This window comes from Zhongshania aquimaris (assembly GCF_019312595.1).
In the GTDB taxonomy this organism is placed as follows: Bacteria; Pseudomonadota; Gammaproteobacteria; order Pseudomonadales; family Spongiibacteraceae; genus Spongiibacter; species Spongiibacter aquimaris.
This window is the reverse complement of record NZ_JAHWDQ010000001.1, coordinates 144,400-165,716: the sequence shown is the minus strand read 5'-3', so window position 1 is coordinate 165,716 and position 21,317 is coordinate 144,400. Positions and strand designations below refer to the sequence as shown.

Sequence of the window (21,317 nt, the reverse complement as noted above, 5' to 3'; positions counted from 1 at the left end):
TAATAAGACTAATTAAAACGCGAAGATTTTAATTTTGGGGTTTTAACGTAAGCAGTTCAGATACGATTTAATACAGTTATCTATGCCTAGTTCGATGGCGTCAACGGTGAAAGCGTGACCGATGGAGACTTCTAATAGTTTATGCACGCTATTCTTAAATAAAAATAAATTGTGAAGGTTTAGATCATGTCCTGCGTTAAGGCCAAGCCCGACTTCTGCGGCTACGTCACTGGCGGCTATAAATTGCTTCAGCACGCTGTCCTGATGAAGTGAGCCGAAACTTTCTGCATACGGGCCGGTGTAAAGCTCAATGCGGTCTGCACCAATGTCCTTTGCAAGTCGAATTTGAGCTGGATCTGGATCCATAAAAAGGCTGACGCGAACGCCTAGGGATTTTAATTCTGCAATGATTGGCGCAAGGCGATCGCCATCTTTACGTAAGTCAAAGCCGTGGTCAGAAGTAAGTTGGCTGTCGGTATCCGGTACTAAGGTGCATTGCGCAGGTCGTGTTAAGCGGATTATCTCCATAAAGCCGGGATAGTCGCTTACATAACGCCGATCGCTTTTACAGGCTGGTGCGAAAGGGTTGCCCTCGATATTAAACTCGACGTCTAATAAGCTGGCGAGTTCGTAGCAATCATCCGCGCGAATATGACGTTGGTCAGGGCGCGGGTGTACGGTAATTCCGTGCGCGCCGGCGGTAATGCAGCGCACTGCGTGCAAGACGACGCTGGGGTATTCTGTATCGCGGGAATTGCGAATTAAAGCAATCTTATTCAGGTTGATACTTAGCGCAGTCAAAATGACCCCTCGCGCGTAGGCGCAATAGTTTCGCTTACTTGATTGTCGTGCTAATAATCAGAATTGGTTCAACCGGCACGTCGTCCATGCCGCCAACGGAGTGAGTATTGCTTATGGCGATGTCGCGAACGATGTTCTCTCCCTCAATCACTTTGCCAAATACGGCATAGCCATCGCGTCCCATTCGGGAGTCAAGGTCCAGATTCATGCGCATGTTAATGAAAAATTGAGAGCGGGCACTATTGGGGTCATCTGTGCGAGCCATGGCAACAGTCCAGCGATCATTTCTAAGTTTGCTGGTTTTGGACTCGTTGACGATACTTTCGCCATTGGGTTTTTCAACTAAATCTGGCGTAAAGCCGCCGCCCTGAACGGCAAAGCGGCGAATTACACGATGAAATATGGTGCCGTTGTAAAATCCGCTTTCTACGTAGCCTAAAAAGTTTTCAACGGTGACCGGCGCTTTATTTGGGTAAAGTTCAAGGGTGATGTCGCCCTTCGAAGTTTCTATCACGACCACGGGGTTGGGCTTACTTTCCTCACCTAAAGTTGGCGTAACCGCGGCTAGGCTGAAAATCGCAAAGACCAGTGCTGGCAGAAAGCGCATGTTTAACCCCAATCTGAGCGTCGTTTAGGCATCATTCGCGGGACTATTAGTGCGATCATCACGCCTATAAGCACGGCGAATGCCCCGTTTAAGAAGAACTCGTTCTCTTTGTTTTCACGAAGGCGGGCATTGTCAGTTTTTAGTACATCAACTTCGCTGCTGAGCATTTGATTCGATTCAAGCAGGCGGCGGTTGTCGTCATCCAGCTTAATGCTGTTGGCAGAAATACGTTTTATCTCTTCCAGCTCTTCGGTTAGTGATTTGTTTTCGAGTTGAAGCTCTTCAACGATGCTATTGGTTTCCTGGCTACTTTGGGTGGTGTTTTCCAGCTTTTTTTGCAGATCCTTGTTGATGCTGCTCAGCTCATCGATTTGCTTTTTGTTAGTGGCCAGCTGGCTTCGTGCGGCCGGAGAGTTTGTCAAATAATGGCTTGGCAGCCAGCCCTCAACGCCCTTGTCAGTGCGAACCTTTGAGTATCCGCTGTCTTCGTTGGTACTGATTAGATCAAGCTTCTCGCCGCTTGGTAGGCCGCGGTGAATGATGCGGTATTTTGAACCGTCACCGACTCGAAGCGGTACGTAGATTTTATCGCTGATATAACGGGTGTCGGCGAAAGACGCGCTTGTCAAACAAAACAGGACCGTTGACAAGCCGAATATAAATGATTTTTTCACTGTATTTTCCACGTTAATAAACTGCGCTAAATATTTAACATTGAAGGATAAAGCACTTATAAGAGTAGTTCAAATTCTGCATCAATCACGGTAATACTTTTTTGTAAGGCTTAACTAACACCTTGGCGTAAACGCCGGCTTCAATATAGGGGTCGCTGTCGGCCCATTGCTGTGCTTCTTGAAGCGATGCAAACTCAGCAACGATCAAACTGCCGGTAAAACCTGCTTCGCCCGGGTCCTCGCTATCAATAGCGGGGTGAGGTCCAGCCAGAACGAGGCGCCCCTGGGCTTTAAGTGCTTGAAGTCGCTCAATATGCGCTGCTCGAGCACCTAATCTTTTATCGAGGCTGTCTGCAACATCTTCACTGATTACTGCGTATAACATAGAAAATCCTAATGTATTCTGAAAATGTCGTCGAAACTGAGCGCGGTCAATTTTTCGATCTGTTTGACTAAATAGAATAGGGCGCCCAGCATAACTAAGGTACAAGGCAGCGCGATTACCGGAAAGCTGAGCCCGGTCATTTTTCCTAATTCCGCACTGTATTCAGCTGTTCCCGGTGGGCTCACCAAGAGTACTTTGGCGAGAATATAATTGAGCGTCGCCGACAGAAAAAATGAGAAGGCGACTAAATAGGTCGCGTTGCGAAGTGCCGCGTCAAACATGCTTGCGTTGTTATGCTCCTTCAGCGCCCTGCTTATTTTTTCAGTGTAGATAACTTCGTCATTGAAGAGGAAGGTTTTGATCAGGGGGTAAGGGGTATACAGTGACACTAAAGTGGCGATACCGATAATTGCCGGTATGCTGGCTTCTTTGATGGCGATGTATTCGGCGTCGAGCTCCAATAGGCTAATACCGCCTGTTAATAAGACGCTGATAAAGCCAAGTATCGCAAACGCATTGGCGCGACGTGATTTCATGAAGTCGTAAATGCCAAAACCTAATGGGAAGGCGAGAGCAATCACGATACTATAGCGAGGCCCCAGGTATGCATCGCCGCTGAGCTTGGTTAGTATCAATGTTGGGACAATGATGTTGAACAAAAGATTGACGATGACGCTGTGACGCTGAGGTGTATTTGCCTGGTCCGGCATTGGAAATCCCGTTGATAAATGTCAGTAGAAGGGTTGGAGAAGATTATCCGCCCACTATACCCATTTTAATTTTTGACCACTAGCCTCGGAGCATATTTGGCTTGATAGTTGATTTACATACCCACACCACAGCCTCAGATGGCGGCTTGAGCCCAGCGGAGTTGGTGTTGCGCGCCAAGGAGTGTGGAGTGCAATTACTGGCGGTGACTGACCACGATACCATTGACGGCTATACAGCGATCAGCGAAGTCAGCACTGGAGAATTAAAACTCATCGCGGGGATAGAGCTATCGTGTACGTGGTCAGGCGTTAATATCCATGTGCTTGGCTTGGGTATAGATACAACTTGCAGTCGGTTACAGGCAGAGCTGTCTGATCAGAGCGCTGCGCGTGGCGAGAGAGCTAAAATCATCGGTGATCGGCTTGCAAAGCTCGGATTCAAAGATACCTTTGAAGGTGCGTCTGCGCTAGCTGATGGACGCGCCATTGGCCGCCCTGATTTTGCGCGGTTTATGGTGGCACAGGGTTATGTAGATTCAATGGCGACTGCATTTGATAAATATTTAGGTGCGGGCAAAGCGGGTGATGTTAAGGCGATGTGGCCGTCACTTGAAACCATAATAAACTGGATAAAATCAGCAGGTGGGGTGGCGGTATTAGCACATCCACTGCACTACAAGCTGACCAATGCCAAGCTGCGGCGCATGTTGGCAGATTTTAAAGAAGCTGGTGGTGAAGGCTTGGAGGTCTGCAATGGCCGGCCATCGCCTAGTGACTTAAATTACCTCCGTCAGCTCTGCACTCAATTCGACTTTGAGGCGTCTGCGGGCAGCGATTTTCACCAGCCCAGTAACTGGCTGGAACTCGGTTGCAATGCCGATATAGTGGCGCCGTGCAAGCCGGTTTGGGCGCGCTGGCAACATGTAGAATCAACAATATAAGTACTTTAAGGTAGGCGCAGTGACACAATTTTTTCAAATACATCCAGAAAACCCGCAAGCTCGTTTAATTAAGCAGGCGGCCGATATCATTCGAGGGGGCGGGGTGGTTGCTTACCCAACGGACTCGGCTTACGCACTGGGTTGTCAATTAGGTGATAAATCAGCGCTTGAGCGTGTGCGATCTATACGCCGCTTAGATGAAAAGCATAACTTCACCTTAATGTGCAGCGATCTTTCTGAGCTGGGAACCTATGCCAAGGTCGACAATAGCGCGTTTCGCTTGCTGAAAGCGCATATCCCTGGGCCGTATACGTTTATATTGCGGGCGACGCCAGAGGTGCCGAAACGCTTACATCACCCTAAGCGTAAAAGTGTAGGTTTGCGTGTGCCGGCAAATCAGATTTGCTTGGATTTAATGGCGGAGCTCGGCGAGCCCTTGATGAGTGTGAGTTTAATATTGCCCGGTGAAGAGCTACCGATGACGGATCCCTACGATATTCGCGATACCATCGGCAATCTCGTAGACCTTGTTATTGACGGCGGTTACTGCGGCATGGAGGCCACCTCGGTGATCGATTTGGTTGACGATGTTCCCGTCATTATTCGCCGTGGTTTGGGTGATGTGAGTCAATTTGAGGATTCGCTGTGACGGGCGCCCAGATCAACGTATAATCGCGCCCTTGGTAGATGATATCGTGAGATCTCAGTAATAGTGCAAGATGAACCTTCAGAAAAGCTCGCCGTAGAACAGCCTGATTCAGTGCCGCTGGCTGAACAGGATTCGGTGTCGCCTGACATATTGCTCGGTCGTCTGGAGCCTTTACCAGACGCTGCGCAGCAAGCCATCGAGATTGTTAGTCTCAAGGCTATTCGGCAATTACCACAGCAGGGCGAAATGCCATTCGCGGTGGTGCAGGGCAAGCCGCTCACCGAAATTCCCAAAGATTTGTATATACCACCTGAAGCACTAGAGGTGTTTTTAGAGGCGTTCGAGGGGCCACTCGATCTGCTGCTCTATCTTATTAAGCGTCAAAACCTCGATATTCTGGAAATAAACGTCTCGCAGATCACTCAGCAGTATATGCAGTACGTGAATATGATGAGCGCGATGCAGTTTGAATTGGCGTCGGAATACCTACTCATGGCGGCCATGCTCGCTGAGATCAAGTCGCGTATGCTGCTGCCGCGTTCGGCGGACGTGCTCGACGACGAAGAGGATCCGCGTGCGCAGCTGATTCGCCGCTTACAAGAATACGAACGCTTTAAACAAGCGGCTGAAAACATCGATCAACTCCCGCGAATGGGGCGTGATAATTACGCGGTTGTTATTGAGCCACCACCGATGTCAAAGGTGCGCGCTGAGCCGGATGTAGACCTAAAAGAATTGCTTATTGTGTTGGGCGAAGTACTGCGTCGTGCCGACCTGTTTGAAAGCCACCAAATACAGCGCGAAAAGCTGTCAACTCGCGAACGTATGTCCGAGGTCTTAGCCGTATTGCGATCGGATAGCTTCGTGCCGTTTGTTACCTTGTTTAAAGCGGAAGAGGGGCGTTTAGGCGTCGTGGTAACTTTTCTGGCGATTATGGAATTGATCAAAGAATCTTTAGTAGAAATTGTACAATCAGAGGCCTTCGCGCCAATCCACGTAAAAGCGAAAGTTATATGATGCCGGATTTACCGCAGTTAAAACGAATCATTGAAGCCGTCTTAATGGCAGTGGGGAGGCCCGTATCCCTGCAGCATATCGCCGAATTATTCGAGGTCGACGAAAGGCCGAGCACGGGCGATATTCAAGATGCGCTGAATGCGATTGGTCAGGACTGCGCTGGTCGAGGTTATGAGCTTAAAGTGGTAGCCAGTGGCTACCGCCTTCAGGTGTGTGAAGATCTCGCGCCTTGGGTAGGTCGCCTGTGGGAGGAAAAACCGCAGCGTTACTCCCGCGCCATGCTAGAAACCTTGGCTTTGATTGCCTATCGCCAGCCGATCACCCGCGGTGATATTGAAGATATACGCGGTGTAGCGGTCAGTTCGCAAATCATTAAGACTATGTTAGAGCGCGAATGGGTGCGCGTGGTGGGCCACAAAGATGTACCTGGTCGGCCTGCGATGTATGCGACCACCCGTAAATTTTTAGATTACTTCAATTTGCGTAATCTCGATGAATTGCCGAGCCTGGCTGAAATTACCGATCTCGATACGATGAACGGTGAGTTAGAGCTGCACACCGGTGAGTTTGCTTTAGATAGCAACAACGGCGAAGACACGAGGGCGGAGTCCGACGCGCAGACGGAATCAGAGTCCGAGCTAGTTACCGAAATAGATACTGAAATAGATACTGAAATAGAAGCTGAGTCGGAAAGCAACGTGATTGAAGACGAGGTTTACGACAAAGAATTCCCACCCGAGACCAACTTTTAATGATACAAACCGACGAAAAACTGCAGAAAGTATTGGCTCGAGCTGGCTTGGGTTCACGCAGGGAAATGGAAAAAGTAATTAGCGAAGGCCGTGTGCTCGTCGATGGCCGCGTAGCGACGTTGGGGGACCGCGTAGACGCGGCAGTCAAAATACAAGTAGATGGTAAGCCTTTGCGTCTCGATACTGCTGCGGCAAAACCGCGGGTATTGCTGTACAACAAGCCTGAGGGCGAGATCTGTAGTCGCAAGGATCCCGAGGGAAGACGCTCGGTATTTGATCGTTTACCGCGATTACAAGGTGAGCGCTGGATATCGGTTGGGCGTTTAGATTTCAATACCACCGGCCTGCTATTGTTTACAACCGATGGCGATCTCGCGAATAAACTAATGCACCCGTCAACAACCATTGAGCGCGAGTACCTGTGTCGGGTGATGGGCAATGCGACAGAAGACGTGTTGAAGCGCTTAACAGAGGGTGTGCAACTGGAAGACGGTGTCGCGCGCTTTAGCGATATCGTCGACGGTGGCGGAGAAGGCATTAATCACTGGTATTACGTGGTCATTATGGAAGGTCGCAACCGCGAGGTTCGGCGCCTTTGGGAATCCCAGGAATTACAGGTTAATCGCTTAAAGCGCGTGCGTTACGGTTCGGTATTCATTCCCTCTAAAGTTAAAGTGGGGCAGTGGATAGAGTTAGATGAGAAAGAAATTGCCAATGTCTACGGCATGGCAGAATTGGCGATGCCAGTTACTGATACGCCTGCCGGCGGGCGGGGACGGAGAACGCGTTAATTAACGTTTTGATCAGTTTTAGATGCTGATGGGCAGTATAAGCTAGGCATTTGAGCGGGAATAAAAAAAGGCCCTGAGGGCCTTTTATCGATAGTGTTTGATTAATGAAACGCCTGTTTTTCCAGAGCGGTGGCGGTATCAATACCATCCCAATGATCGGTGCGTCCCTCTCGCCAGCCTGTCATCCACTCCTGTTTAAGTTGCTCTTGATTATGGGGACAATTGTCTTTTTGCCTGCCGGAAATGCCTGCTTGATAACCACGTTGATATGCTCTTTCAGTCATGTCGCGTTTCTGTCTTCTCATAGGGCATTAGCCTCCACGTATTTAGTCAACATGTCGCTACGGTATTGCTTGTTCGCGCAACAGCCGGTTTTCTGTCACCATCGCGATGCGTTTGATCGCGACAGGATCTTCATGTAATCAAACTTTCATATGCTTCGTCGAAGACCTATTACTTATAAGTATTGCTGGTTTTAGATGTAAGACGTATAAAGAATTAAGTTGTTGTTAAGTAAGTTGAATTTTTCTATCACTAGCACCCATTAGAGGTTTTATGAGTCAAAGATATTCTTTTATTGCTACTTGCCCAAAGGGTTTGGAGCAACTTTTGGCTTCAGAAATCTCTGCCTTGGGGGCAGAGCTCAATCGCGAGACCGTCGGTGCGATGAGTTTTAGCGCGGATGTCGCGACAGCTTACCGAATTTGCTTGTGGTCGCGCTTGGCCAACCGTGTGTTACTGGTCTTGACTGAATTTCGCGGCGAAAGCGCGGATGCACTGTATGACGGCTTAAAAAATCTAAAGTGGGATGAGCATTTATCTACAGATAGCAAAATTACTGTCGACTTTAATGGCCAGTCTAATGATATCCGCAACACGCATTTTGGTGCTTTAAAAAGCAAAGACGCCATAGTCGATTATTTTTTGGCTAGCGGGACGCAGCGCCCAAGTGTTGACAAAGAAAACCCCGATGTGCGAGTCAATGTGCGCTTGCGCAAGGGCTATATCACCGTAGCAATCGATTTATCGGGGGAGAGTCTGCACCGCCGCGCCTACCGCAGCAGTGGCGCTATGGCGCCGTTAAAAGAAAATTTGGCCGCGGCATTATTGTTGCGTGCCGACTGGCCGGGTATGGCTAGCCGAGGGGGTGGCTTAATTGATCCGATGTGTGGATCAGGCACCCTGCTGATTGAGGCGGCGATGATGGCGATGCAGATTGCGCCGGGTTTGTTGCGAAGCCGCTGGGGGTTTACCGGCTGGCGTGGCCACGACCAAATCGCATGGGATAGTCTCTTGGAAGAGGCGCGCGCATTGCGCAGTAAGGCGATGGCTAAAGACTGGCCGGAAATTCGCGGCTACGACGCCAACGGCAAAGTTGTCGCCCAAGCGGAGGAGAATATCGACAATGCGGGGTTAAGTCGCTTTGTAAAAGTATCTCGTCGTGAGCTCGCGCAATTAGCAATGCCGACTCACAGAACCGTGCCTGAAGGTTTGCTCATTACCAACCCGCCTTACGGTGAACGCTTAGGGGAACAGGCGGAGTTGCTGCATTTATACCGTCATCTTGGTCAAGCGATGAAAGCCCATTTTACAGGCTGGCAAGCGGCGATATTTACCGGGAATCCGGATCTAGGTAAGCGTATGGGCGTGAGAAGCCATAAGCAATATCAGCTTTTAAACGGCACCATCCCAGCGAAGTTATTATTATTTAATATTAACTCTGAGGCATTTGTCGTTGAGCGCGATCAGGCGCAGCTGCAGGATAAAAACGCGGCGTCGGATGTGCAGTTGACCGCCGGCGGCCAGATGTTTGCGAATCGTCTTCGGAAAAACATTAAGCGTTTAAGTAAGTGGAAAAACAAAAACGAGATTGAATGCTACCGAGTTTACGACGCCGACATGCCCGAGTACGCGGTGGCGGTAGATTGTTACGGCAGCGCAGTGCATATCGCCGAGTATATGGCTCCGGTGACTATTTCAGAAGAAGATGCTGAGCGCAGATTGCGGGAAGTCATCGAAGCGGTAAGCCAAGTATTTTCTGTTTCCGCTGGTAATATCGCTATTAAAGAGCGCAGGCGGCAACGCGGCAAAGATCAGTACCAGCGGCAGGCACCACGAAATTCTTTTATGGAATTGAGAGAGGGGCAGGCTAAAATTCTGGTTAATCTGTTTGATTATCTGGATACGGGACTTTTTCTAGATCATCGTCCGGTTCGTTTAGATATTGCCGCGCGCGCAAAGGGAAAGCGGTTTTTAAATTTATTCAGCTACACCGGCGTTGCATCCGTGCAGGCGGGTATCGGCGGTGCGCGCTTTACTACGTCGGTGGATATGTCGCGAACCTATTTGCAGTGGGCGAGGCGTAATTTATCTCTAAATGGCCTCAGCGAGGCTAGGCATAGAACCGAGCACGCGGATTGTCGAAAGTGGTTAAAAAGCTGCGAAGATCAATACGACCTTGTTCTGTTAGACCCGCCTACATTTTCAAATTCAAAACGCATGGATGATGTGCTCGATACTCAGCGCGATCACGGCGAGTTGATAGATGACACAATGCGCTGCTTAGCAGTAGATGGCTTGCTGATATTTTCTACCAATAAACGCGACTTTAGTCTCGACGAAAGCGTGGCAGAGAAATATCAAATAGAAGATAAAACAAGATGGTCTTTAGACGAAGATTTTTCTCGCGCAGGTAAACCGATTCACTACTGCTGGTATATACGCCACCGCTAGGGATGGCGTTTTTCTTCAATAATGACGGCAAAATTTAGTAGCTATAGCCTATTCGCAGACCGTAGGTGTCGAGCCCACGGTTGTCGTCGTTATTGAGAATGCTGCCGTTAGATATGTGATCCATGAATAAGCTGGCTGATATCGCATCGCTTATTTGGTAGCCCAGGCTTATTTCAAATCGGAATAGTTCTCGCGATCCCAGCTCGCGTTTGTTATTCGATTTCTTTTCCAAATCACCATCGTGTACTGCGAAGCCGACACCGATCTCTCCATACACAGGGGAGGCACCGAAGGCGAGTCGTCCAGTGCCGCCAATATAGGCGTAGCTGGTGCCATCTGATAAGTTGATGACAGCGCCGCCATGTGCGTAAAGGCCAGAATTATCGAAGCGTTTCAGCAAATGATGATAGGCAATGTTTACGTCGGGCCCATCTTCGGTTTCACTGGCGATTGGACCCTTGTTGTGGGCTAAACCACCCAAAAATACGATGTGTTTCGGTAGCATATTAGGTGTCGAAGATTCAGCGTGGGCGCCAAGACTCATTAATAAAGCTGCCGATGTTAAGCAGAGAGTGCGAGTGAAATGCATTGCGGTCATTGTTATTTTCCCTGAAATAAATAGCGTGAACGGCTGTGCTCAACTTTCCAATGTTTACCACCTGCCACGGCAGAGCGGCGATCGCTAATTCGGTATATTACCGGCTTCGCTTGGGGAATAGCTGGGAAGAAAAAGGGCGCTGCAATTGCGGCGCCCTAGATAAATCAGAGAAGTGTTACGTTTGCTGCTTGAGGGCCTTTCTGGCCAGTCGTCACGTCAAACTCGACTGCCTGACCTTCTGCCAGGGTTTTAAAGCCCGAACCGCCAATGGCGCTAAAGTGAACAAAAACATCTGGTCCGGAGTCTTGCTCAATAAAACCAAAGCCTTTAGTTTCGTTAAACCATTTTACTTTTCCAGTGCTTCTGGACATATTGTGTACCTCGTTGCGTGGTTGCCTTTTTTGGTGCTTGAGCTGAGATAGGCAGGGACTTATGAAACAGAACGAGGTACTAAAAACGACTTCGTGGTGCTATATACATAAAACCAAGCTGCATCCGTAGCCAGCAGACCCATTATATACATACTCGCAAGCACGATAGGAAGACTTTTGCACCTCAAAAAATGAATTTTTTATTTCGTTTTTCTCGGCGGCAAACCCGTGTGCTGAGTGAGAATTCTGCGACCTTTGCCATTTTTGGGCGTCCAGTTAGCGGGTTGACGCGGCGGAACCAAGTGCTTTTTACCGTAGCCGATTAAATCTTTACGGCCCATGCTGAGCAGTGAGTCGCGAATCGATGGCCAGCCCTCTGGGTCGTGATAGCGTAGATAGGCTTTGTGTAAGCGCCTTTGCTTTAAGCCTTTAGCACTGACAACGTCTTCGCTGGTTCTTGATACTTTCTTGAGCGGATTTTTGCCGGAGTAATACATGGCAGTCGCGTTGGCCATTGGCGACGGGTAAAAGGCTTGAACTTGATCGGCCCTAAAACCATTGCTTTTTAACCACATCGCCAGGTTCATCATGTCTTTGTCGGTGGTGCCGGGATGAGCCGCGATGAAGTAGGGAATTAAATATTGTTCCTTGCCCGCTTGTTTTGAATATTTATCGAACATTGCTTTGAACTTGTCATAGCTACCCATACCCGGTTTCATCATTTTAGAAAGCGGGCCGTCTTCCGAATGTTCGGGCGCTATTTTTAAGTAACCACCAACGTGGTGAGTGACTAATTCCTTCACGTACTCAGGGGTTTCGATCGCTAAGTCGTAACGGAGGCCAGAGGCAATTAGTACCTTCTTCACGCCGTCCAGTGAGCGCACGTCACGATATAAATCTATCAATGGCGTTTGATCGGTATTCAGGCTTTTACAGATGCCGGGAAACACGCAGGATAGGCGGCGGCAGCGACTTTCTATTTCGGTGCTCTTGCAATTTAGCCGCCACATATTTGCAGTTGGCCCGCCAAGGTCGGAAATGACGCCGGTAAATTCCGGAGTTTTATCACGGATGTTTTCAACTTCTTTGACGATCGATTCGTGGGAGCGACTTTGGATAATGCGACCTTCATGCTCAGTGATAGAGCAGAAGCTACAGCCGCCGAAACAACCGCGCATGATGTTCACTGAAAATCGAATCATGTCGTAGGCGGGAATTTTTGCCTTGCCGTACACCGGGTGTGGTTTACGCTGGTAGGGTAGTTCAAATACCCAGTCAAGTTCTTCTGTGGTCAAGGGAATCGGCGGTGGGTTCAGCCAGACTTCTTGATCGCCATGGCGTTGAACTAGGGCGCGGGCGTTGCCGGGATTAGTCTCAAGATGTAAAACCCGTGCCGCGTGGGCGTAGTTTACCGGGTCATTTTTAACGACCTCGTAGTCCGGTAGGCGAATGACTGTTTTTGCTGAATCGGTGCCAGCCTTGCGCGCTTGCAAGGGATCAATGATGCGGACGGCTTGAACTTCTTCTTGCGCCTTGGCAACGTCTTCATCGTCGTTCTTTTTGCAGCTCTCGGTAGCGCTGGTATCGACGTAGGGGCTGGTAATGGGGTCGACCTTGCCTAATTGATCTACGCTCGCAGAGTCAATTACGGTCCAGCCTGTCGGGATGTCTCGAATAACATAGACTGTGCCGCGCAAGTCAGTGATGCTATCAATTGGGTCACCGCGGCCTAGCCGGTGAGCAACATCAATTATTGCTCTCTCGGCATTGCCATACAGCAGTAAATCTGCGCGAGAATCGAGTAGTACCGAACGTCGAACTTTGTCGCTCCAGTAGTCGTAGTGGGCGATACGCCTGAGGCTGGCCTCTATGGAGCCGATAATAATGGGCGTGTCTTTATAGGCTTCGCGGCAGCGCTGTGAGTAGACGATAACCGCGCGATCAGGTCTTTTGCCGCCTTCGTTATTTGGTGAGTAAGCATCGTCATGACGCAAGCGGCGATCAGCCGTGTAGCGGTTGATCATGGAGTCCATATTGCCCGACGCGACCCCAAAAAACAGATTGGGCTGGCCCAGTTGTTTAAACGCCTCAGCGGACTGCCAATCAGGTTGGGCAATAATGCCAACGCGAAAGCCCTGTGCTTCTAATACGCGGCCAATGACCGCCATGCCAAAACTTGGATGGTCCACATAGGCGTCACCGGTCACAATGATGATGTCGCAGCTGTCCCAGCCCAGCGCATCCATCTCCGCGCGCGAGGTCGGAAGGTAGCTGGCGGTGCCAAAACATTCAGCCCAATACGGGCGATGGCTAAATATGACTTTAGGTGTTTGCATAACTGATGACATGGTGCGGACGCAGAATTCTGAATGAAGGCGCATTATACGTGATAATGTGGTTTCTTGCTGGCCTGAGTCAGCTTCCAATGAAATATAAAGTCATGCAGTAAGTGCTTGAATATTTTGATAAATAATTAGTAAATAGATGCCTTGCGGGCGGACCTTTTGTAAAGGGGTACAAAATGGAGTGGTTAAATACCAATATTGCGTATTGGCACTGGATGGTTTTTGGCATGTTGCTGGTGGCAAGTGAGATTTTTATCCCCAGTTTCGTGATGATCTGGTTTGGCGCGAGTGCCATTGCGGTCGGCCTAATCTTGGCTGCGATTGAGATGCCGTTCAGCGTTCAGTTGCTGGTATGGTTGATCATGTCAGTGATCGACTTGGCGGTGTGGTTTAAGTTTGTTCATCCCAAGATGAAAAACAAAACCTTGTCGGGGATGTCGCGCGAACAGGTAGTAGGACAAGAGGCGATGGTGATAAAGCTAGGGTCTGAGTTTGGTCATGGTACATTGCGGTTTTCAATACCGGTACTGGGCAGCGACGAATGGGAATTTATCTGCCGTGACCCAGTGTCTGTCGGCGACCGCGTTGCGGTTGAGGATGTGTCCGGCAATTCACTGATTGTAAAACTGGCTTTAGGGCAGGCGCACTAAGCAATTTATTGGAAATGGTATTACGTCATTAAAGGAGATGGGCGATGGATGGCTTAGCAGTGGTAGTCGCGTTGGCGATTTTGGTAGTGGTGACCTTAGCGAAGGGTGTTCGCACCGTGCCACAGGGTTACAAACACATTGTGCAGCGTTTAGGTAAGTATCATGTCACGTTGAATCCCGGTTTGAATTTTATTATCCCCTACATTGATGCGGTAGCCTACAAGCTCACCACCAAAGATATAGTGCTTGATATTCCTTCGCAGGAGGTTATCACCGAAGACAATGCGGTCATCATTGCAAACGCTGTTGCGTATATAAACATCGTCTCACCCGAAAAAGCGGTTTATGGGGTGGAAAACTATACGTTTGCGATTCAGAATCTGGTGCAAACGGCACTGCGTTCAATCGTTGGTGAAATGGCCTTGGATTCCGCCCTGTCATCACGGGATCAGATCAAAGCCAAGCTCAAAGCCGCGATATCAGACGATATTGCCGACTGGGGAATCACTCTCAAGACAGTTGAGATTCAGGACATAAACCCGTCGATGACTATGCAGCAAGCCATGGAAGAACAGGCCGCCGCTGAGCGTCAGCGCCGCGCGGCAGTAACCAAAGCTGAAGGTGAAAAACAGGCGGCGATTCTGGAAGCGGATGGTCGCTTGGAGGCATCTCGTCGCGATGCGCAGGCGCAGGTCGTGTTGGCTAAGGCCAGCGGCGCTGCAATTACGCTGGTGTCGGAAGCGGTAGGAGACCAGGATTTACCAGTTTTGTATCTTCTGGGTGAAAAATATGCGGATGCGCTGGTTAAATTATCAACGTCAAACAATGCTAAAACCGTCGTGTTGCCAGCGGATTTGCCCCAGGCTTTACGCGGAATTCTGAATAAGGTTTAAACACGTTTAATGGAACATACATTTCGATTGGTAATCAGTTGCCCAGATCGGGTGGGTATTGTGGCGCGAGTAAGTCAGTTTGTAGCGGATCAGGGCGGCTGGCTTACGGAGGCTAATTATCATGCTGATGCTGAGAATAATTGGTTTTTTATGCGCAATGAAATCCGCGCCGATTCTCTGCAGATGGGTGCGGAGGCTGTTCGCACCGCTTTTGCCCCGATCGCAGACGAATACGGTATGCGCTGGGAGTTGGTGGATTCGTCGGTAAAACGCAAAGTTGTCATATTGGCGAGTCATGCCTCGCACTGTATTGCAGATATTTTACACCGCTGGCATAGCGGTGAGCTGGATTGTGACATTCCCTGTGTCATCTCTAACCACGAGAATTTGCGTAGCATGGTGGAGTGGCACGGCATTCCCTTTGAATACGTCGCTATAGATCCTCAAAACAAGGCGCCGGCACACGCGCGCATTATGGAACTTACTGGTGAGTATCAAGCAGATTGCGTGGTCCTCGCGCGCTATATGCAAATTATTCAACCTGAATTTTGCCGAGCTTACACGGGGCGAATGATCAATATCCACCATAGCTTTTTGCCGTCATTCATTGGCGCAAACCCTTACCAGAAAGCGTTTGATCGAGGTGTGAAGCTGATTGGCGCAACCAGCCATTACGTGACTGAGCACCTTGATGAAGGGCCCATAATCGAACAAGATGTTATTCGTGTGTCGCATCGCTACAGCAAGGACGACCTTGTTCGCTTGGGTAAAGATGTCGAAAAGTCGGTGCTCGCGAGGGCGTTGCGAAATCATTTAGAAGACCGGGTGCTAGTGCTCGGGAATAAGACGGTAGTGTTTGATTAATCTAGATAAACGGGCACTGTCATAAAATTGTCACCAAATGTCGTTTTAATGCTGCTTACAAATATTGTTAAAAAAGGGTAGAGGGATGACTGCAACCACCATACTGATTGTTGACGACGAGGCCGCCATACGGGAAATGATCCGCGTTGGGCTGGAACTTGCCGGCTACGAGTGCCTGGAGGCAAGCAATGCACAGGACGCTCACGGTATTATTGTTGATCAGCGCCCTGATTTGGTCTTGCTAGACTGGATGATGCCGGTCACAAGCGGTATAGAGTTGTTGCGGCGCTTGCGCCGGGATGAGCTTACCCGCGACTTGCTCGTTATCATGCTAACGGCGAAAGACGATGAAGATAATCGTGTACAGGGCTTAGATGTCGGTGCAGACGATTACATTACCAAACCCTTCTCCTCCCGTGAGCTTATGGCACGAATTAAGGCGATTATGCGCCGATCTACTACTCGTGAGCAGGAAGAAAGCATTGAAGTCGGCGGTTTAAAATTGGATCCTGCCAGTCATCGCGTTTTTGTCGACACTCAGCCCTTAGACATGGGGCCGACAGAATTTAAACTACTTAAGTTTTTCATGACCCACCAAGAGCGTGCCTACAGCCGTGGTCAGTTACTTGACCAAGTCTGGGGCAGCAATGTCTACGTCGAAGAACGCACGGTAGACGTGCATATTCGTCGCCTCCGCAAAGCCCTGCAAACTGATCAACGAGACTGTGGTTTGCTGATCCAGACGGTACGCGGCACCGGTTATCGTTTTTCGACGACAGGTGTTTGCGCATAGCGCACATGAATTAATGCGCTATTACAATTGGAAAACGGAATTATTGCGCATTGGTCTGCTGCTGACGGCGGTAGCGGCTGTTTGTGCAATTTTTGATTTGGGTTTGTGGCCTTTATTTATTGCAGCGCTGTTGGTTTGTGCTTGGTTGCTACGCAACTTGCAGCACTTGTCAGATTGGCTTTACAGCGGCGTTGATAAAGCGCCTCCGGAGGCATCGGGAATGTGGGGGCAGGTTTTTGATGTCATTTATGACATGCAGCGTGAGACCACGCAGAATAACGCTAAACTACAGGCGATGATCGACTATCTTCACTCTTCATTCGCATCGATGTCAGATGCCGTTGTGATGCTAGATCCGGTGGGTAATATTGAATGGTGTAATGCCTCAGCCCACGACTTACTCGGTTTACGCCAGTCAGACGACACCGGTCGGCAACTGATTAACCTAATTCGAAGTCCGGCTTTTTTGCGTTATTTTGAAGCGGAGCGTTATCAGTCACCGCTTGAGATGACATCGCCAGTGAATGGCAGTTTAAGCTTGAGCGTTAGTGTGAACTTCTTCGGCCAGCGCAATCGATTGCTTTTTGCCCGCGATGTCACCAGAACCCACCGCTTGGAAAAAATGCGCAAAGATTTTGTTGCCAATGTTTCCCACGAACTTCGCACACCGCTAACCGTGATAAATGGCTACCTCGAAACGTTTTCAGAACACGGCGGCGAGAACCCACGCTGGGATCGTGCAGTAAGCCAGATGCTTCAGCAATCACGTCGCATGCATATGCTTATTCAGGATCTTATGCTGTTGTCGCGCTTAGAGGCGATTCCCAAAGCCGGCGATGATACCGTTTTAAGCTTGCGGTCTTTGATGGAGATGATTAGAGAGGAGTGCGGTTCAGCGGCAAAGGGCCCGCGTCGTATTGTGATTGAATGTGACGATACCATTTCAATCCGCGGAAATGCCAATGAGTTGCGCAGTGCGTTTTCTAATTTAGCGATCAATGCCGCTCGGTATACCGCAGAGAACGACACCATAACCCTGCGCTGGTACCGCGATGATGACCACGCTTACTTCGAGGTCGAAGACACGGGGATCGGAATAGAGCCCCAATATATACCGCGATTGACTGAGCGGTTTTATCGCGTAGATCAAAGTCGCTCGCTGGACACTGGCGGTACAGGCCTCGGCTTAGCCATTGTTAAGCATGTTTTAATTCGCCATCGGGCAGAGCTGCGGATTCGAAGTGTGCCAGAAAAAGGTAGTGTGTTTACCTGTGTATTTCCCCGTTCCGCCGCGGTTCAAATTAAGACGGCTTAAAGTCGTCACTATTCCTAGCGACTGTCACAAAGTTGTCATAATTGCCCTATAAAGTGGCTGCGTTGATGTAATTAATTGGTTTGGGAGTAGGGTGCGTGAACATTAAACAGTATTTGGCGGGATCCATTGTTGCCTTGTCTTCAGTAGTGGCTATAGCCGCAACTGAAGTTGATTCGGCGTTGCCGACATACCAAAGTGCGTCCGGTGTCTCGGGCAACCTGTCCAGCGTTGGTTCAGACACGCTGGCCAACTTGATGACATTATGGGGCGAAGATTTCAAACGTTTCTACCCCAACGTCAATATTCAAATCCAAGCTGCGGGCTCGTCTACAGCGCCGCCAGCCTTGACAGAAGGCACCTCAAACATTGGCCCTATGAGCCGTAAAATGAAAGACAAGGAAATTGAGGCGTTTGAAATTAAGTACGGCTATAAACCAATGGCCATTCCGGTAGCGATAGATGCTTTAGCCGTTTTTGTACACAAAGATAATCCGATTGAAGGCATGACCATGGCGCAGGTAGATGCGGTTTTTTCTAGCACGCATAAGTGTGGTCACCCCGATAACGTAGAGACCTGGGGCGCACTGGGGATGGGCGACGCATGGGCGACTCGCGATATTCAAATGTTCGGCCGTAACTCGGTATCGGGTACCTACGGGTACTTTAAAGAGGCTGCGCTGTGTAAGGGTGATTTTAAAAATGGTGTGAACGAGCAACCAGGATCAGCTTCCGTGGTGCAATCGGTTTCTACATCAGTTAACGGCATCGGTTACTCTGGAATTGGTTATAAAACCTCTAGCGTGCGCACAGTGCCCTTAGCGAAAGATGACAAGAGCGGGTTTGTCGAAGCGAATTCAGAAAATGCTACATCTGGCACCTATCCACTGTCTCGTTTTTTGTATGTCTATTTAAACAAAGCACCGAATAAGCCACTTGCTCCTTTGGAGCGTGAGTTCCTGAAACTGGTTCTGTCTAAGCAAGGTCAAGAAGTCGTCGTAAAAGATGGCTATATACCGCTCCCAGCGAGTGTCGTAGAGAAAATTAAGGCGAAGATGGCGCTCTAGCAATGATGGAGTGATCAGCATAAATGCCGTAGGAATACCCGCGGCATTTTTTTTGAAAAGCCTCCGTCATCAAACTGTAACAAAAGTGTCATATTGTGTTTGTGAGTTTTCAGAGAGCTAGAAGAAATGAGTCAATCTGAGGTACGAGCTACCGCTTCCGCCTACCGTAAATGGCGACAAGTAAAAGACGGAATCGCTACGACGACGATCACCGCTGGCGGCATCGGTGTGCTGTTCGCCATCCTCCTTATCTTTTTCTATCTACTATATGAAATTATGCCGCTGTTTCAATCGGCGTCTATAAAGGCGGACTCGCAATTCGCAACGGCTAGCGAATCGCCAGCCCTATATCTTGCTATGGAAGAGCAGGCGGAAATAGGTTTCCGTTTGGATTCTAAGGGTTATGCAGAGTTCTTCCAGCTCAGCGACGGCAGCGTGTCGTCAGCCTCAGATTTACCATTGCAGGGAGCGGGAATTCTCAGTTTTGCACTTGAATCTGAGGAGAGTCGTTTATTTGCTTTGGGTTTGAGCGACGGAAAAGTGCTCATTGCCAAACATGATTATCGAACCAGCTACCCCAATGATCAGCGCGTTATTACACCGGTGTTACGCTACCCCTATGGTGAGCAGGCGTTTTTACTGGCAGAAGACATGCCGATTGAACAGCTCGGTATAAGTGATAATGATGATGCGCTTATTATTATAGGTATTAGCAAGGGAACATTATTTGGCCGCCGTTGGGTGAAAGAGGAAGATTTTCTCAGTGAGGAAGTCACCCTCAGTGAAGAAGAACTATTGCTGCCTAAATTAGATATTGTGCCCAGTCGCGTCTTAATTGGTCCTGCCCAGCAATGGCTTTATGTATTGGCCGCTGATGGCGGTTTTCGTTTAATTGATCTTCGCAAACAGGTCGTTACAGATCGTGGGTATTTATTCGACAACGGCAAGCTGAGCCAAGCGCGGTTTTTACTGGGAGGCATTTCCCTATTAGTCGCCAGTGATCACGGTTCGGTTGGGCAGTGGTTTGTCGTCCGCGACAAAGAGCGTGAATCTGGTTATAAATTACAGCCGGTTCGGAGTTTTGAAATACCCGATGGTGGCAGCGCCGCTTTGGTGACGGAACATCGTCGAAAAGGGTTTGTAAGCATATCGCCACAGGGCCAGTTAGATTTATTTTACACTACCTCACATCGCCGTTTACTGAGAAAAGATCTTGATGTAGGCAGTGTGCGTGCCCTGGCAATCTCACCCCGTGCAAATAAAATATTAGTAGAAAATAGCAATGGCGGACTCGCCAGTTTTGACCTGCACAATGAACACCCTGAGTTGTCATGGACAGCCCTGTGGAGCAAGGTGTGGTATGAAAGTTACCCCGAACCGGATTATGTGTGGCAGTCGTCGGCATCGAGTAATGATTTTGAGCCGAAGTACAGTTTTGCACCCTTGGCTTTCGGAACTTTAAAAGCCGCTTTCTACGCCATGCTAATTGCTGCACCGCTGGCGATATGCGGCGCTATTTACACCGCTTATTTTATGGCGCCCGCGCTGCGCAGAAAAACCAAACCGCTAATTGAGTTAATGGAAGCCTTGCCAACCGTCATTCTTGGATTCTTAGCGGGACTTTGGTTGGCACCGTTCATTGAGAAAAATTTACCGGCGGTTTTTTCATTATTCCTGCTACTTCCGGTTGGTATTTTGTTATTCGCTTGGTCGTGGTCGAAATTGCCATCTACGTTTCGGCGCCATGTCCCTGACGGTTGGCATTCGCTATTGCTTGTGCCCGTCGTACTCCTTGTTGTAATGGGCTGCGTCGAGATGAGCGCCCCCATGGAGCGATGGTTTTTTAATGGCGATATGCGGTCGTGGTTAACAAATGATATCGGTGTGTCCTTCGATCAGCGAAATGCCCTAGTTGTCGGTATCGCCATGGGGTTTGCGGTTATCCCTACCATTTTCTCGATCGCCGAAGACGCCATTTTTTCTGTACCCAAACATCTAAGCTATGGATCACTAGCTTTGGGGGCAACGCCGTGGCAAAGCTTAGTTGGTGTGGTAATGCCCACCGCCAGCCCAGGGATATTCTCGGCGCTAATGATTGGTATGGGGCGCGCCGTTGGCGAAACGATGATTGTCCTGATGGCCACAGGAAATACGCCCATTATGGATGCCAATATATTTGAGGGTATGCGTACCTTAGCGGCGAATATCGCGGTAGAGATCGGTGAGACCGAGGTGGATAGCTCGCACTATCGCGTGCTGTTTTTAGCGGCCTTTGTGCTGTTTATGTTTACTTTCGCAGTGAATACCGTGGCCGAAACCGTGCGTCAGCGCCTGCGTATGCGCTACGGAAACCTATGATGTGTT

At 49.3% G+C, this 21,317-nt stretch carries 22 protein-coding genes; 13 read left to right on the top strand and 9 right to left on the bottom strand.

Annotated elements, in window-relative coordinates; all coding sequences use genetic code 11:
• Positions 1-42 precede the first annotated feature (42 nt).
• The 5 genes from KXJ70_RS00850 to KXJ70_RS00830 all read right to left on the bottom strand — a co-directional run bounded on the left by KXJ70_RS00850 (position 43) and on the right by KXJ70_RS00830 (position 3,177).
• A complete protein-coding gene (locus tag KXJ70_RS00850; protein ID WP_219041577.1) occupies positions 43-801 on the bottom strand; it encodes a pyridoxine 5'-phosphate synthase in 759 nt (252 codons plus the stop codon).
• A 34-nt stretch (positions 802-835) separates the two neighbouring features.
• Positions 836-1,408 (bottom strand): peptidylprolyl isomerase, encoded by a 573-nt coding sequence (locus KXJ70_RS00845; protein ID WP_219041576.1) that lies wholly within the window; start codon positions 1,406-1,408, stop codon positions 836-838.
• Positions 1,409-1,410: 2 nt separating this feature from the next.
• Positions 1,411-2,082 (bottom strand): TIGR04211 family SH3 domain-containing protein, encoded by a 672-nt coding sequence (locus KXJ70_RS00840; protein ID WP_219041575.1) that lies wholly within the window; start codon positions 2,080-2,082, stop codon positions 1,411-1,413.
• 85 nt (positions 2,083-2,167) lie between these two features.
• Complete coding sequence (locus tag KXJ70_RS00835; RefSeq protein ID WP_219041574.1) at positions 2,168-2,467, bottom strand: YciI family protein; 300 nt, start codon at positions 2,465-2,467, stop codon at positions 2,168-2,170.
• Positions 2,468-2,475: 8 nt separating this feature from the next.
• On the bottom strand, positions 2,476-3,177 hold the full coding sequence (locus tag KXJ70_RS00830) for a VC0807 family protein (protein ID WP_219041573.1): 702 nt from the start codon (positions 3,175-3,177) through the stop codon (positions 2,476-2,478).
• A gap of 101 nt (positions 3,178-3,278) precedes the next feature.
• On the opposite strand from KXJ70_RS00830, the gene KXJ70_RS00825 reads away from it, so the two are divergent.
• The 5 genes from KXJ70_RS00825 (at position 3,279) to rluB (ending at position 7,327) form a co-directional block, all read left to right on the top strand.
• Entirely contained in the window at positions 3,279-4,118 is an 840-nt protein-coding gene (locus tag KXJ70_RS00825) for a PHP domain-containing protein (protein WP_219041572.1), read from the top strand.
• A 19-nt stretch (positions 4,119-4,137) separates the two neighbouring features.
• Positions 4,138-4,767, top strand: a complete 630-nt coding sequence (locus KXJ70_RS00820) for an L-threonylcarbamoyladenylate synthase (protein WP_219041571.1) — start codon at positions 4,138-4,140, stop codon at positions 4,765-4,767.
• A 195-nt stretch (positions 4,768-4,962) separates the two neighbouring features.
• The gene (locus tag KXJ70_RS00815; RefSeq protein ID WP_295877668.1) at positions 4,963-5,784 is read left to right on the top strand and encodes a segregation and condensation protein A; all 822 of its coding nucleotides are present in this window, start codon (positions 4,963-4,965) and stop codon (positions 5,782-5,784) included.
• Positions 5,781-6,536, top strand: a complete 756-nt coding sequence (gene scpB / locus KXJ70_RS00810; RefSeq protein WP_255558148.1) for an SMC-Scp complex subunit ScpB — start codon at positions 5,781-5,783, stop codon at positions 6,534-6,536. Before KXJ70_RS00815 ends, scpB begins: the two co-directional genes overlap by 4 nt.
• The gene (gene rluB / locus KXJ70_RS00805; protein ID WP_219041570.1) at positions 6,536-7,327 is read left to right on the top strand and encodes a 23S rRNA pseudouridine(2605) synthase RluB; all 792 of its coding nucleotides are present in this window, start codon (positions 6,536-6,538) and stop codon (positions 7,325-7,327) included. The genes scpB and rluB overlap by 1 nt, the downstream gene beginning before the upstream one ends.
• 101 nt (positions 7,328-7,428) lie before the next feature.
• Here the strand turns inward: rluB and rmf are convergent, their stop codons facing one another.
• The gene (gene rmf / locus KXJ70_RS00800) at positions 7,429-7,632 is read right to left on the bottom strand and encodes a ribosome modulation factor (RefSeq protein WP_219041569.1); all 204 of its coding nucleotides are present in this window, start codon (positions 7,630-7,632) and stop codon (positions 7,429-7,431) included.
• A gap of 250 nt (positions 7,633-7,882) precedes the next feature.
• Between rmf and rlmKL the strand changes: the two genes are divergently transcribed.
• Positions 7,883-10,060, top strand: coding sequence for a bifunctional 23S rRNA (guanine(2069)-N(7))-methyltransferase RlmK/23S rRNA (guanine(2445)-N(2))-methyltransferase RlmL (rlmKL, locus tag KXJ70_RS00795; RefSeq protein ID WP_219041568.1), 2,178 nt, complete (start codon positions 7,883-7,885; stop codon positions 10,058-10,060).
• Positions 10,061-10,094: 34 nt separating this feature from the next.
• Here the strand turns inward: rlmKL and KXJ70_RS00790 are convergent, their stop codons facing one another.
• From KXJ70_RS00790 to KXJ70_RS00780, 3 genes are all read right to left on the bottom strand, one after another.
• Positions 10,095-10,658 (bottom strand): acyloxyacyl hydrolase, encoded by a 564-nt coding sequence (locus KXJ70_RS00790; protein WP_219041567.1) that lies wholly within the window; start codon positions 10,656-10,658, stop codon positions 10,095-10,097.
• Between the two features lie 164 nt (positions 10,659-10,822).
• On the bottom strand, positions 10,823-11,029 hold the full coding sequence (locus KXJ70_RS00785; RefSeq protein ID WP_219041566.1) for a cold-shock protein: 207 nt from the start codon (positions 11,027-11,029) through the stop codon (positions 10,823-10,825).
• 200 nt (positions 11,030-11,229) lie between these two features.
• Complete coding sequence (locus tag KXJ70_RS00780) at positions 11,230-13,365, bottom strand: YgiQ family radical SAM protein (protein WP_255558147.1); 2,136 nt, start codon at positions 13,363-13,365, stop codon at positions 11,230-11,232.
• Between the two features lie 185 nt (positions 13,366-13,550).
• Between KXJ70_RS00780 and KXJ70_RS00775 the strand changes: the two genes are divergently transcribed.
• The 7 genes from KXJ70_RS00775 (at position 13,551) to KXJ70_RS00745 (ending at position 21,311) form a co-directional block, all read left to right on the top strand.
• Positions 13,551-14,024 (top strand): NfeD family protein, encoded by a 474-nt coding sequence (locus tag KXJ70_RS00775; protein ID WP_219041564.1) that lies wholly within the window; start codon positions 13,551-13,553, stop codon positions 14,022-14,024.
• Positions 14,025-14,068: 44 nt separating this feature from the next.
• On the top strand, positions 14,069-14,917 hold the full coding sequence (locus tag KXJ70_RS00770) for an SPFH domain-containing protein (protein ID WP_219041563.1): 849 nt from the start codon (positions 14,069-14,071) through the stop codon (positions 14,915-14,917).
• A gap of 9 nt (positions 14,918-14,926) precedes the next feature.
• Positions 14,927-15,781: a formyltetrahydrofolate deformylase gene (purU, locus tag KXJ70_RS00765; RefSeq protein ID WP_219041562.1), complete on the top strand. Its 855-nt coding sequence runs from the start codon at positions 14,927-14,929 to the stop codon at positions 15,779-15,781.
• 85 nt (positions 15,782-15,866) lie between these two features.
• Positions 15,867-16,574, top strand: coding sequence for a phosphate regulon transcriptional regulator PhoB (phoB, locus tag KXJ70_RS00760; protein WP_219041561.1), 708 nt, complete (start codon positions 15,867-15,869; stop codon positions 16,572-16,574).
• A gap of 13 nt (positions 16,575-16,587) precedes the next feature.
• A complete protein-coding gene (gene phoR / locus KXJ70_RS00755; RefSeq protein ID WP_219041560.1) occupies positions 16,588-17,889 on the top strand; it encodes a phosphate regulon sensor histidine kinase PhoR in 1,302 nt (433 codons plus the stop codon).
• A gap of 95 nt (positions 17,890-17,984) precedes the next feature.
• Positions 17,985-18,953: a PstS family phosphate ABC transporter substrate-binding protein gene (locus KXJ70_RS00750; RefSeq protein ID WP_219041559.1), complete on the top strand. Its 969-nt coding sequence runs from the start codon at positions 17,985-17,987 to the stop codon at positions 18,951-18,953.
• Positions 18,954-19,079: 126 nt separating this feature from the next.
• Complete coding sequence (locus tag KXJ70_RS00745) at positions 19,080-21,311, top strand: ABC transporter permease subunit (RefSeq protein ID WP_219041558.1); 2,232 nt, start codon at positions 19,080-19,082, stop codon at positions 21,309-21,311.
• The last annotated feature ends 6 nt before the right edge of the window (positions 21,312-21,317 follow it).